12 protein-coding genes are annotated in these 12741 nt (G+C 73.4%); 5 read left to right on the top strand and 7 right to left on the bottom strand.

The window, feature by feature from the left end; all coding sequences use genetic code 11:
* Positions 1-39: 39 nt before the first annotated feature.
* The gene (locus ABD948_RS16035) at positions 40-639 is read left to right on the top strand and encodes an RDD family protein (RefSeq protein WP_345267620.1); all 600 of its coding nucleotides are present in this window, start codon (positions 40-42) and stop codon (positions 637-639) included.
* Positions 640-660: 21 nt separating this feature from the next.
* Here the strand turns inward: ABD948_RS16035 and ABD948_RS16030 are convergent, their stop codons facing one another.
* The 4 genes from ABD948_RS16030 to ABD948_RS16015 all read right to left on the bottom strand — a co-directional run bounded on the left by ABD948_RS16030 (position 661) and on the right by ABD948_RS16015 (position 4013).
* On the bottom strand, positions 661-1425 hold the full coding sequence (locus tag ABD948_RS16030; RefSeq protein WP_345267618.1) for a sulfite exporter TauE/SafE family protein: 765 nt from the start codon (positions 1423-1425) through the stop codon (positions 661-663).
* Positions 1426-1432: 7 nt separating this feature from the next.
* On the bottom strand, positions 1433-2557 hold the full coding sequence (locus ABD948_RS16025; protein WP_425576626.1) for an SPFH domain-containing protein: 1125 nt from the start codon (positions 2555-2557) through the stop codon (positions 1433-1435).
* A 111-nt stretch (positions 2558-2668) separates the two neighbouring features.
* Entirely contained in the window at positions 2669-3130 is a 462-nt protein-coding gene (locus tag ABD948_RS16020) for an NfeD family protein (RefSeq protein WP_345267614.1), read from the bottom strand.
* Between the two features lie 88 nt (positions 3131-3218).
* Positions 3219-4013: an ABC transporter ATP-binding protein gene (locus ABD948_RS16015; RefSeq protein WP_345267612.1), complete on the bottom strand. Its 795-nt coding sequence runs from the start codon at positions 4011-4013 to the stop codon at positions 3219-3221.
* A gap of 62 nt (positions 4014-4075) precedes the next feature.
* On the opposite strand from ABD948_RS16015, the gene ABD948_RS16010 reads away from it, so the two are divergent.
* Positions 4076-4801: a hypothetical protein gene (locus tag ABD948_RS16010; protein ID WP_345267610.1), complete on the top strand. Its 726-nt coding sequence runs from the start codon at positions 4076-4078 to the stop codon at positions 4799-4801.
* Positions 4802-4813: 12 nt separating this feature from the next.
* Here the strand turns inward: ABD948_RS16010 and ABD948_RS16005 are convergent, their stop codons facing one another.
* Positions 4814-4960: a VOC family protein gene (locus tag ABD948_RS16005; protein ID WP_345267608.1), complete on the bottom strand. Its 147-nt coding sequence runs from the start codon at positions 4958-4960 to the stop codon at positions 4814-4816.
* A 326-nt stretch (positions 4961-5286) separates the two neighbouring features.
* Between ABD948_RS16005 and serB the strand changes: the two genes are divergently transcribed.
* The gene (gene serB, locus ABD948_RS16000; RefSeq protein ID WP_345267606.1) at positions 5287-6513 is read left to right on the top strand and encodes a phosphoserine phosphatase SerB; all 1227 of its coding nucleotides are present in this window, start codon (positions 5287-5289) and stop codon (positions 6511-6513) included.
* A 37-nt stretch (positions 6514-6550) separates the two neighbouring features.
* Here serB and ABD948_RS15995 read toward each other — a convergent pair whose 3' ends face one another.
* Positions 6551-7087 (bottom strand): SixA phosphatase family protein, encoded by a 537-nt coding sequence (locus tag ABD948_RS15995; protein WP_345267604.1) that lies wholly within the window; start codon positions 7085-7087, stop codon positions 6551-6553.
* Between the two features lie 42 nt (positions 7088-7129).
* Here ABD948_RS15995 and ABD948_RS15990 point away from each other — a divergent pair, with 42 nt between their 5' ends.
* On the top strand, positions 7130-8149 hold the full coding sequence (locus ABD948_RS15990; protein WP_345267602.1) for a cyanophycinase: 1020 nt from the start codon (positions 7130-7132) through the stop codon (positions 8147-8149).
* Positions 8146-10917: a cyanophycin synthetase gene (cphA, locus tag ABD948_RS15985; RefSeq protein WP_345267600.1), complete on the top strand. Its 2772-nt coding sequence runs from the start codon at positions 8146-8148 to the stop codon at positions 10915-10917. The genes ABD948_RS15990 and cphA overlap by 4 nt, the downstream gene beginning before the upstream one ends.
* A gap of 52 nt (positions 10918-10969) precedes the next feature.
* Here cphA and ABD948_RS15980 read toward each other — a convergent pair whose 3' ends face one another.
* Positions 10970-12697: a Mur ligase family protein gene (locus ABD948_RS15980; RefSeq protein ID WP_345267598.1), complete on the bottom strand. Its 1728-nt coding sequence runs from the start codon at positions 12695-12697 to the stop codon at positions 10970-10972.
* Positions 12698-12741: the final 44 nt, after the last annotated feature.

Raw genomic sequence — 12741 nt, 5'->3', positions numbered from 1 at the left:
CCGATTGCCGCTCCGGCGCGGTAGCGGGACGCTGAGGGCATGAGCGACCAGCAGCCCCCGTTCCCGCCCGAGCAGCCGCACCCGGGGCAGCCCGGCCAGCCGCCCTTCGGGCAGCCCGGCCCCGGCTACGGCGGCATGCCGCCCACGCCCGGGGCGGGGGCGCCGGCCGGCCTGCTCGAGCGCTTCGTCGCACGCTTCCTCGACGGGCTGATCCTGGGCGTCGCGTACTTCGTGGTGAGCCTGGTGATCGGAGCGATCCTGCCCTTCGGCCGCTTCCTCTCGACCGGTGAGCTGTTCATCTACAACCTCGTCCTGGTCCCGCTCAGCGTCGCCCTCTCCCTCGGCTACTACGCCTACCTGGAGTCCACGCAGGGCCGCACCCTGGGCAAGCAGGTGATGAAGCTGCAGGTGGTGGGGCCCGCCGGCGGCCACCCCACGCTCGAGCAGGCGCTGCGCCGCAACGCCTTCCTGGCGCTCAGCCTGGCCGGCATCGTCCCGATCATCGGCCAACTGCTGGGCGCCCTGGCCGGCCTGGCTGCGGTCATCTTCATCGCCGTCACCATCAACAACGACACGGTGCGTCGTCAGGGCTGGCACGACACGTTCGCCGGCGGCACCCAGGTGCTGAAGGTCGGCTGATTCCCCCGCCCGCAGCCACCCTCAGGGCAACAGGAAGGCCGTGAAGGCCACCAGGCCGACGACGACGATGACCATGCGCAGGGCCAACGGCGAGAGCCGGCGACCGACGCTGGCTCCGATCAGCCCGCCGATCACCGCGCCGATGCCGATGAGCAGCACGATCGTCCAGTCGACCTCGGCCACCACGGCGAAGATCAGGCCCGCGACGCCGTTGACGATGGCCGCGAGCACGTTCTTGACGCCGTTGAGCCGCTGCAGCGTCTCCTGGACCCCGATGCCCAGCACCGCCATCAGCAGCACGCCCTGGGCGGCGCCGAAGTAGCCGCCGTACACGCCGGTGAGCAGCACCGCGGGCCACACCCACCAGGCGAGGTCGCGGGCAGGGGCGCCGCGCTCGGCGTGCCGCCGGGCCACCCACGCCGAGAGTCGCGGCTGCACGACCACCAGGACCACGCCCAGCAGGATCAGCGCGGGCACGATCGCCTCGAAGGCCCCCGGCGGGAGCACCAGCAGGAGCACCGCCCCGACCACCGCGCCGAGCAACGACGCCGAGGCCAGGCGCAGCACCCGGCTGCGCTGCCCCGCGAGCTCGCGGCGGTAGCCGATCGCGCCGGTGACCGAACCCGGCACCAGGCCGATGTTGTTGGAGACGTTGGCGACCACCGGCGGCACGCCGAAGGCCAGCAGGGTGGGGAAGGTGATCAGCGTGCCGGAGCCCACCACGGTGTTGATGGTCCCGGCCCCCACGCCTGCCAGCAGGATGGCCGCCGCCTCGAAGAGCGACACCCTCGCGTCAGGAGGTGGCCGGCGGCGCGTCGTCCGCGGGCGGGGCCGGCTGGGCGGGTGCGGGCATGCCGGCACCCGACTCGGCAGCCTGGGCCGCCTCGGGCGAGCGTCCGGGGTGCGCGGCCTGGGTGGCCTCGGCGATGGCCTGCTCGACGGCCTCGTTGGCCTTCGAGACACCGTCGTCGTCGCTCAACGACGCGGGCTCGCTGGTGCCCATGTCGACTCGGGTGCGCGGACCGTCGACCTCCTGCGGGATGCCCTGCAGGGAGTTCATCGTCGATCCGAGGCCCTCGAGCGCCTTGCCGATCTCGCTGGGGACGATCCACACCTTGTTGGCGTCGCCCTCGGCGATCTTCGGCATCATCTGCAGGTACTGGTAGGCCAGCAGCGACTGGTCGGGGCGGCCGTCGTGGATGGCCTGGAACACCGTCTGGATGGCCTGGCCCTCACCCTGGGCACGCAGGATCGCGGCTTCCCGGTCGGCCTGGGCACGCAGGATCTGCGACTCGCGCTCACCCTGGGCGTTGAGGATGTTGGACTGCTTGTTGCCCTCGGCGGTGAGGATGGCCGACTGGCGCTGACCCTCGGCGGTGAGGATGAGCGCACGCTTGTCGCGGTCGGCGCGCATCTGCTTCTCCATCGCGTCCTTGATCGAGGGCGGCGGGTCGATGCCCTTGATCTCGACGCGGTTGACGCGGATGCCCCACTTGCCGGTGGCCTCGTCGAGCACCCCGCGCAGCCCGTGGTTGATCTCGTCGCGGCTGGTGAGCGTCTGCTCGAGGTCCATGCCGCCGACGATGTTGCGCAGCGTGGTCATGGTCAGCTGCTCGACGGCCTGGATGTAGTTGGCGATCTCGTAGGTGGCCGCGATCGGGTCGGTGACCTGGAAGTAGATGACGGTGTCGATCTCGACGACCAGGTTGTCCTCGGTGATCACCGGCTGCGGCGGGAAGCTGACCACCTGCTCGCGCAGGTCGATCAGGTAGCGCACCTTGTCGATGAACGGCACCACGATGTTCAGACCTGCGGGCAGGGTCTGCTTGTACTTGCCGAACCGTTCCACGATGCCCGCGCGTGCCTGCGGGACGATGCGGACGGTCTTGGCCAGCAGCGTGATCACGAAGACCAGCAGCAGCGCCAGGAGCACCAGGACGACGGACACGGGGATCTCCTTCTCGGGCCGGCGCGAGCCGGTGCGGGGACGAGTCGTTCTCGGGTGTTCTCGGGTGTTCTTGGGGTGTTCTCAGCCGTCCAGGCGTGCGACGGGGTGGACGTAGGCGGTGGCGCCCTTGATCTGCAGCACCTCCACGGTCTCGCCGGGGGCGATCACCAGGTGCTCGTCGTAGGGCGAGGCGGACCAGATCTCGCCGCCGATCTTGATCCGGCCCGTGCTCAGACCGGTGATCTCGGCGGTGACCTCGGCGCGCTGACCGACGAGCTTGCCGTGACCCAGGTTGAGCTCGGGGCCGCCGTGGAAGCGCTTGGCCAGCGAGGGCCGCACCAGCGCGAGCATGGCGACCGAGGCCGCTGCAGCGGCGAGGACCTGCACGGGGATGCCGAGCCCGATCAGCGCCGCCGTCATGCCGGCGAGCGCACCGACGGCCAGCATGATCAGGACCAGGTCGAGGCTGAACATCTCCGCGACCGAGAGCAGCGCGGCCAGCCCGAGCCACGTGGCCCACAGGTTGTCGCGCAGCCAGTCCATGCCTCCACCCTAACGCTCGCCCCCGACAGCGGGTCGGTCAGCGCGGGGCCGGCGCGGGTCAGTGCCAGCCAGCGCCGGCCGGCGCGGTTCAGCGGGAGCGGACCCGGCGCCGCGCCGACCAGCGGCCGGCCTCGTGCCGCAGCACCAGGGGCATGCCGAAGGTGGCCGAGAGCGCCTCGGGCGTGAGGACGTCGTCGATGGGACCGGCCTCCACGACGCGTCCCTCGCGCAGCAGCAGGGCGTGGGTGAAGCCGGGCGGGATCTCCTCCACGTGATGGGAGACCAGCACGGTGGCCGGCGAGTCGGGGTCGTAGGCCAGCACCGAGAGCGTGGAGACGAGGTCCTCGCGGCCGCCGAGGTCCAGCCCCGCCGCCGGCTCGTCGAGCAGCAGCAGCTCGGGGTCGCTCATCAGCGCGCGCGCCACCAGCACCCGCTTGCGCTCGCCCTCGCTGAGGGTGCCGAAGGTGCGGTCCGCCAGGTGCGGCACGCCCACCTCGCGCAGCAGCGCCTCGGCGCGGCCGTGGTCGAGCTCGTCGTAGTCCTCGCGCCAGCGACCCAGCACGCCGTAGGAGGCCGAGACGACGACGTCGCGCACCGCCTCGCCGCGCGGCACGCGCTCGGCCAGGGCGGCGCTGGTCAGCCCGATGCGCGGGCGCAGCTCGAAGACGTCGACGGTGCCGATCAGCTCACCGAGCACGCCCACCGCCCCGGAGGTGGGGTGCACCTGGGTGGCCGCCACCTGCATCAGCGTGGTCTTGCCGGCACCGTTCGGGCCCAGGATCACCCACCGCTCGCCGTCCTTGACCACCCAGGTCACGCGGTCCAGCAGGGTTGCCTGACCCTTGCGGACCACGACGTCGGCGAGCTCGAGCACGGCGGGCATGGCCGCCACCCTAGTCCGGCGCCGTCGCTGTCGCTCGGACCGCCCTCGTAGGCTCCGGGCTCGTGAGCACCCTGCCCGTGAGCGCCGTCCTCGCCTGGTGGGGCACCTCGTGGCTGCAGGGCGCCGCGGCCGCGGACGACCTGCTCGACGCCGTCCTCGGTGACGACGCCGCGCACACCGTGGGGGGCCTCGAGGCCGAGCCGGTCGGGCTGCTCGCCGCCCTGGCGCAGATGCGGGCGCGCGGCGCCACCGGTGTCGGGGCCGCCTTCCCGGCCGAGGGGGACCTGGTGGGACTCGGCGGACCCGCCGACCTCAACCTCGCCGCCGTCGAGGTGGGTGAGGCGGTCTGCTCCTGGGAGGCCGACCTCGCGCTCGTGCCGCTGCGCGTGGGCGCGGGGGTGCAGTGGAGCGCGCACCCGTGCCGACGGCGTCAGCTGCCCGACGTCGGCGAGGCCGACCGCGAGCTGCGGCTGGTGCTGGTCAGCGCCGCCGAGCGGCTCGCCGGCCTCGAGGTGGCACGCTGGCGGCCCGAGGTGGCCGACGAGCTGATGGACCTGCGTCGCCGCGGCCCGCTCGCGGCGCCCCCCGGGGTCCCACCGCGCTGCGTGGAGCTGGCCGGCCGCGCGCTGCAGGCCCTCGCCGTCGTCGAGCTGGCGCTGGAGGACGACGGCGGCGCGATCACCGCCGCCGAGGCCGCCGAGCGGCGCGAGGCGCTGGTGCCGCTGCACCGCACCGGGCGTCGGGCACTCACCGCGGCCTGCTCCCCCGAGGTGTGGCCGCCCGCCTGACCCGCCGCACGCCTACTGCTCGGCCCAGACACCCAGCACGTTGCCGCCGGGGTCGGCGAAGGTGAACCGGCGTCCACCAGGAAACGCCTCCGGCTCCTCCACCACCCGTCCCCCGCAGGCCTCGAGGCTCGCGTCGAGGTCGCGCGAGAAGAGCAGCACCAGCGGCCCGCCCGGCCCCGGTGCGCTCGCGGTGGTGATGCCGCCCGCCTCCCCGGGGCGGGCCGGGTCGTGGAAGCCGGCGTAGCCCGGCCCGTACTCGGTGAAGCGCCACCCGAGGCGCGCTCGTAGAAGGTGCGCGTCGCGGCGAGGTCCGTGGCGCCGAGCTCGACGAAGTCGAGGGCGTGGTGGGTGTGGTCCGTCGGGTCTCCTGGCGTCGGTGGTGCGCGGGACCGCACCGGCGACCAGCATGACCCCGACCACCGACACCGGTACCGGTGGACGCCGCGCCCGTGGCGGCCGGCGGAGCCGTTAGCCTCGGCACCGAGATGACCCCCGACCGCGCGCCGGCCAAGCCGGAGACCCTGCTGATCACGCTCACCGGCAAGGACCGGCCCGGCGTCACCTCCTCGATCTTCGACACGCTCGCGCGCGCCGGCGTCGAGGTGCTCGACGTCGAGCAGATCCTGCTGCGCCGCCGACTGATCCTGGGCGTGCTCGTCACGGTGCCGCGCGACTGGCAGCGGCTGCAGTCGGCGGTCGAGGAGACCGCGGCGGCGCTCGAGATGACCGTCGAGATCGAACGCGGGTCCGGCGACAACCGCACCCGCGGCCTCGGCCGCTCGCACGTGACCGTCATCGGGACACCGCTCAAGGCCACCGCGATGGCCGCCATCGCCGGCCGGATCGCCGACTGCGGCGGCAACATCGACCGCATCGAGCGGATGGCGCGCTACCCCGTGACCGCGATCGACCTGCACGTCTCCGGCGTCGAGCCCGAGGTGCTGCGCGCACGGCTGGCCCGCGAGGCCGCCCAGCAGCGGCTCGACGTCGCCGTGCAGCCCGCCACGCTGCTGCGCCGCGGCATGCGGCTGATCGTGCTCGACGTCGACTCCACGCTCATCCAGGGCGAGGTGATCGAGATGCTCGCCGCGCACGCCGGCCACGAGGCCGAGGTGGCCGAGGTGACGGAGCGGGCGATGCAGGGCGAGCTGGACTTCGAGGAGTCGCTGCGCGCCCGGGTGGCGCTGCTCGAGGGGCTCCCGGTCGAGGTGCTCGACGACGTCTACGGGCAGATCGTCGTCAACCCCGGCGCGCGGACGCTCGTGCGCACCCTGCGCCGCCTGGGTTACCGGTTCGCCATCGTCTCGGGTGGGTTCAGCCAGATCACCGACCGTCTCGCCGCCGACCTCGGCATCCACTTCGCCCGCGCCAACGAGCTCGAGATCGACGCCGGCCGCCTGACGGGGCGGATCGTGGGCCGGGTGGTCGACCGGGCCGCCAAGGCCGAGGCGCTGCGCGAGTTCGCGGCCGAGGTCGGGGTCGGCGTCGCCTCCACGATCGCCATCGGCGACGGCGCCAACGACCTCGACATGCTCAACGCGGCCGGGCTCGGCATCGCCTACAACGCCCGCCCCGTGGTGCAGGAGGCGGCCGACACCTCCGTCAACGTCCCCTACCTCGACACGATCCTCTACCTGCTCGGCATCTCCCGCGAGGAGATCGAGGCCGCCGACGCCGAGGCCGGCATCGTGACGCCGTCACCGCCGGTCTGAGCGGCGCTGCCCGGAACCGGGCTGCCCGGCACCAGGATCAGCCGCGCCCCACGTGCGAGGCGGTGAGCGAGGCGGTGCCGGGGGCGAGGTCGGCCCACGAGCCGTCGTAGGCGAACACCACGAGCGCGCTGGTGGGGAAGCCCTGGGCGGCGACGGCAGACGCGTCGGCGTCACCCGTGCCGTCGTCGAGCAGCAGGGCCAGCGAGCCCATCGTCGGGTTGTGCCCGATCACCACCAGGGTCCGCACCTCGTCGTCGACCAGGCGCACCAGGTCGACGGCGGCCTCGGGGCCGGCGGCGTAGAGACCCGGCTCGAGCGTGGGCGCGAGGTCCCAGCCGGCGCCGCGGGCCACGGCGGCGTAGGTCTCCTCCGTGCGCCGCGCCGCGGAGACCAGGGCGGCGTCGGGGTGCACACCCTGCTCGGCCAGCCAGCGACCGGCGGCCTCTGCGTCCACGTGGCCCCGCTCGGCCAGCGGCCGCTCGGCGTCGGTGGGCGCTGCCTGCTCCGCCTTCGCGTGCCGCATGACGACGAGCGTCCGCTCGGTCGGGCTCGGGGGCGGGGTGGTCTCGGGCACCGGGCCAGTCTAGGAGCCCGGCACACCCCTAGGGTGTGCCCCATGCCCCACGGACCCCTGATGATCATCGGCGGAGCGGAGGACAAGCTGCGCAAGCGGACCATCCTCAAGGAGTTCGTGGCCGCGGCCGGCGGCCCGCAGTCCCGGATCGCCGTGGTGCCCACCGCGTCCTCCCTCGGCCCGGAGGTCTCGGGGGTCTACGACGCGCTGTTCCGTCGCGAGGGAGCCACCGAGGTGGTCGCGGTGCGGCCCGAGAGCCGCGAGGAGGCGCACGACCCCGAGCGCGTCGCCCAGATCGAGGCCGCCACCGGCGTCTTCATGACCGGCGGCAACCAGCTCAAGCTCTCCTCCATCGTGTGCGGCACCCCGGTCGGGGACGCCATCGTGGCCGCGCACGAGCGCGGCGCCGTCGTGGGCGGCACCTCCGCGGGCGCCAGCATCCAGTCCAGCCACATGCTGGCCTTCGGTGGTCCGGGCTCGACCCCCAAGCAGCGGATGACCCAGATGGCGGCCGGCCTCGGGCTCGTCGACGCCGCCGTCATCGACCAGCACTTCGACCAGCGCAACCGCTACGGGCGACTGCTGATGATCGTGGCGCAGTCGCCCCAGCTGCTGGGCATCGGCGTCGACGAGGACACCGCCGCGATCGTCGAGCGCGACGACGAGGGCCACCAGGTGCTGCGCGTCATCGGCCGGGGCGCGGTGACCGTGCTGGACCCGGCCAGGATCACCACCAACGCCTTCGAGGCCAAGCGCTCCGCCCCCATCCTGGCCAGCGGGGTGGTGCTGCACATGCTGCCCGAGGGCTCGTGCTTCGACCTGACCACCCGCACCCTGGTGCCCCCCGAGGCGCAGGTGAGCGAGGAGGACGCGGCCGAGCTGAGCGAGGCCGGCCGCGACCTGCGCGCGATGGCGCGCGACATCGCCGCCGCCGACGCCTCCCCCGGGGCGCTGCGCCGTCGCCTGGCCCGACGCATCCGTTCCCGCGGCGACGATCCCGCCCCTACCCCTGACGACGACCCGGCCGGCACCGCGCCCGAGCAGGAAGGACCCACCCGATGAGCGAGCGCCCCACCCCGGACCTGCAGATCCTCGAGACGCGGGTCTACCGCGGCGGCAACGTCTGGTCCTACGACAAGGCCATCCACCTCGTGGTCGACCTCGGCCGGCTCGAGGAGTTCCCCACCAACACCCTGCCCGGCTTCACCGACCTGCTGCTGGAGATGCTGCCCGGGCTGCGCGAGCACTCCTGCTCGCGCGGCAAGCGCGGCGGCTTCGCCGAGCGGCTCGTCGAGGGCACCTGGCTCGGCCACGTCGCCGAGCACTGCGCGCTGGCGCTGCAGCAGGTCGTGGGTCACGACATCCGCCGCGGCAAGACCCGTGGCGTCAAGGGCCAGAAGGGCCACTACAACGTCATCTTCGGCTACGCCGACGAGCACGTCGGCCTGGCCGCCGGCCGGCTGGCCGTCCAGCTGGTCAACCACCTCGTCGAGGCCGACCCCGGCTTCGACTGGGAGACCGAGCTCGAGGACTTCATCCGCCGCGCCCAGCGCACCGCGTTCGGTCCCTCCACGCAGGCGATCCTCGACGAGGCCGTCAGCCGCGACATCCCGTGGATCCGGCTCAACCAGCACTCGCTGGTGCAGCTGGGCCAGGGCGTCCACGCCCAGCGGATCCGCGCCACCATGACCTCCGAGACGAGCGCGATCGCCGTCGACGTCGCCTCCGACAAGGACCTCACCACCCGCCTGCTCGGCGCCGCCGGCCTCCCCGTGCCCAAGCAGGAGGTCGTGCGCACCGAGGACGGCGCCGTGCGCGCCGGCGAGCGGATCGGCTACCCCGTCGTCGTCAAGCCGCTCGACGGCAACCACGGCCGCGGCGTCTGCCTGGACCTGATGAGCCCCGACGACGTGCGCGAGGCGTTCGCGATCGCTCGCGAGCAGTCCCGGCGCGGCTACATCGTGGTCGAGAGCCAGATCACCGGCAAGGACTACCGCTGCCTGATCATCGACGGCCGGATGGCGGCGATCGCCGAGCGCGTACCGGCCTCGGTCACCGGCGACGGCACCTCGAGCGTGCGCGACCTGGTCGACCTCGCCAACGCCGACCCGCGCCGCGGTGTGGGTCACGAGAAGGTGCTGACCCGGATCAAGCTCGACGACGCCGCCGAGGCGCTCGTCCGCAACCAGGGACTCGACGGCATCGACGACGTCCCGGCGGAGGGCGCCACCGTCAAGCTCGCGCTCACCGGCAACATGTCCACCGGCGGCATCTCGATCGACCGCACCTTCGAGGCGCACCCCGAGAACATCGAGATCGCCGAGGAGGCCGCCCGCATGGTGGGCCTCGACATCGCCGGCATCGACTTCATCTGCCCCGACATCACCGAGCCCGTCCGCGAGACCGGTGGCGCGATCTGCGAGGTCAACGCGGCCCCCGGCTTCCGGATGCACACCCACCCGACGATCGGCGAGCCGCAGTTCATCGCCAAGCCGGTGGTCGACATGCTCTTCCCGCCGGGCGCGACGTCGCGGATCCCGATCGTGGCCGTCACCGGCACCAACGGCAAGACCACGACCTCGCGAATGATCAGCCACGTCTTCAAGGGCATGGGCCGCAAGGTGGGCATGACCTCCACCGACGGCGTCGTCATCGACGAGCGGCTGCTGATCCGCTCCGACGCCTCCGGGCCGCGCTCGGCGCGGATGGTGCTGCAGAACCCCCGCGTGGACTTCGCCGTCTTCGAGGTCGCGCGCGGCGGGATCCTGCGCGAGGGCCTGGGCTACGAGCGCAACGACGTCGCCGTGGTGCTCAACGTGCAGCCCGACCACCTCGGCCTGCGCGGCATCGACACCGTGGAGCAGCTCGCCGACGTCAAGGCCGTCCTCGTGGAGGCGGTGCCGCGCGACGGCCACGCCGTGCTCAACGCCGACGACCCGCTGGTGCGCGAGATGCGGCGCCGCTGCTCGGGCCAGGTGGTGTGGTTCTCGATGGAGGAGCCCGGCTCCGAGACCCGCGACATGATCGAGGCGCACTGCCGCCGCGGCGGCAAGGCGCTGGTGCTCAACCCCAGCGAGCGCGGCGAGATGATCGTCGTCAAGCACGGCCCGCGCGAGATGCAGCTGGCCTGGACCCACCTCCTGCCCGCCACCTTCGGTGGCCGGGCGCGGATGAACGTCCAGAACGCGCTCGCCGCCGCGGCCGCCGCCTTCGCCGCCGGTGCCCCGCTGCACGACATCCGGCAGGGCCTGCGCACCTTCTCGACCAGCTACTACCTCTCCCCCGGCCGCCTCAACGAGGTGGAGGTCAACGGCGTCAACGTCATCGTCGACTACTGCCACAACGCGCCCGGCATGAAGATGCTCGGCGACTTCGTGGACCGGGTCGGCGAGTCCCTGGAGTCCTCCCACGAGCTGGCGCGCCCCTCGCGGATCGGCGTCATCGCCACCGCCGGCGACCGGCGCGACGAGGACATGCGCGAGCTCGGCGAGATCGCCGCGCAGCACTTCGACGTCGTCATCGTGCGCGAGGACGCCGCACTGCGTGGCCGTGCCCGCGGCGAGGTGGCCGAGCTGGTGCACGAGGGCGTGCGCCGCGCCATCGACGCCGGCGCGCGCTGCAAGCAGGTGGAGCAGGTGCACGAGGAGATCGACGCCGTGCGGCACGCCATGTCGCGGGCCAACCGCGGCGACCTCGTGGTGATCTGCGTCGACAAGCACGCCGCGGTGATGACCGAGCTCGAGACCTGGTCCTCCCAGGCGCAGGCCGGCTCCGGCGTCAACCCCGACTCCCCCGCCGCCGACCCGGACTACGTGGCGCCCGCCGAGTGAACCCAGGCGGGCCCGGGGTGCGCCCCGCGGCCCGCACCCGGGCCCCGGGGACTCACACAGGCGCGGACGGCGTGCTCGCGGCGCGCACCTTGGCCGCCAGCACCGCGGGGGTGTCGGGCGTGCCGCCGTTCTCGGCGATCCAGTCGTAGACCTCCTGCCGCTCGGCGTGGCACATCAGCCCGACCACGTCGCCGGGCAGTGCCTGCCCGACGAGCGCGGACAGGCTGGCCAGCTCCGTGGGGTAGGAGGGGATGCCGGTCAGCCCGACCCGCGCCGCACCCGCCGAGAGCAGGGCGTCGAGCTCCTCGGTGGTGCGCCCGCGCAGGTACTTCTCCTTGTGCCCGATCGCGACGACGTCGGCGTCGCGCGCGGCGATCTCGGCCAGCTTCTCGATCAGCTCGTCGGTGCGGTCGCCGACGACACCGAGCCCCAGGAGCAGCCGGCCGCCCTCGGCACGCACGCCGTTCATGATCTCGACCATCGCCTCGAGGCCGGCCTCGTTGTGGGCGAGGTCCATGACCACCGACACCTCGCCGCCCGGCCCCGGCATCGTGAAGAAGTTCATCCGGCCGGGGTTGTGCGCGGCGTCCGGCAGGAACGAGGTGAGTCCCTCGACGACCTTCTCCCGCTCGATCCCGATCGCGAGCGCCGCCGAGGCGGCGGCCAGGGTGTTCTCCACGTTGAACCGCGAGAGGCCGGCGAGCGTCATCGGCACCTCCACCAGCTCCACCAGCGGGTCCGGGTCGGCGTCGGCGGTCAGCACGCAGATCCACCCGTCGATCACGGTGGTGGCGCGCCCGCCGTCGCTGAGCGTGTCGCGGACGCCGGGCGAGTCGACGTCACGGCTGAAGACCCACGGCTGCGCCTTGACGACGCTGCGCATCGCGTACACCCGCGGGTCGTCGGCGTTGAGCACGGCCCAGCCGCTGCGCCGGGTGATCCGCGGGACGACCGCCTTGACCTCGGCGAGCTGGTCGACGGTGTCGATGCCCTGCAGCCCGAGGTGGTCGGCGGTCACGTTGGTGACCACCGAGACGTCGTTGCGCGTGAGGCCGATACCCTTGAGCAGGATGCCGCCACGGGCGGTCTCGGTGACGGCGAGCTCAACCTCGGGGTGCGCCAGCACCCGCCCGGCCCCGCTGGGGCCGGAGTAGTCACCGGAGTCCACCATCTCGCCGTCGATGTACACGCCGTCGGTGTTCGACCAGCCCACCACGCGCCCCGCGACCCGGCCGATGTGGGCGACCATGCGCGAGGTGGTGGTCTTGCCGTTGGTGCCCGTGACGGCGACGACCGGCACCGCCGGCGTGATCGTGCGCGGCCGCTCGCCCGGCTCGCTGGCGGCCACCAGCTCCGCCGCCTGGCTCACCGCCTCCTCGATCTCGGCGGCGCCCGCGCGGCCCTCCTGGACGGCGTCGAGCGCCTGCGCCACGGCCTCACCCATCGCGGTGGCCCGGGTGCGGTGCTTCCAGGGGTAGGCGACGACGATCAGGTGCGGGTCGGCGGTGCTGCGCACCCGGACTGCGAGCCGCGCGGTGCCGGCCTCCTGTGCGACGGCCCGCACGAGCCGACCTACGGCGCGCAGCGCGAACCGCTGGCGGAAGCCGGTCTCCGGAGCCCCGGGCCGCGCGTTCTCCAGCCCGATGCGCCGCGCCAGGCGCCCGGCGCGCTCCTCGGAGACGGCGGCCAACCCGCTGAGGTCCAGCGTCAGCTTGATGGCGGCGCGGGGGAAGTAGAGGTTGGGGCCCTCCAGGACCCGGAGCTCGACGAGGGAGGTCATCGGGCGACCGTAGCGAACCGGCGGGGCACGACCCAGCCGGGCCG

Source organism: Nocardioides nanhaiensis (genome assembly GCF_039542785.1).
Taxonomy (GTDB): domain Bacteria; phylum Actinomycetota; class Actinomycetes; order Propionibacteriales; family Nocardioidaceae; genus Nocardioides; species Nocardioides nanhaiensis.
The sequence above is the reverse complement of the archived record's forward strand: the minus strand, read 5'-3'. Positions and strand labels throughout refer to the sequence as shown.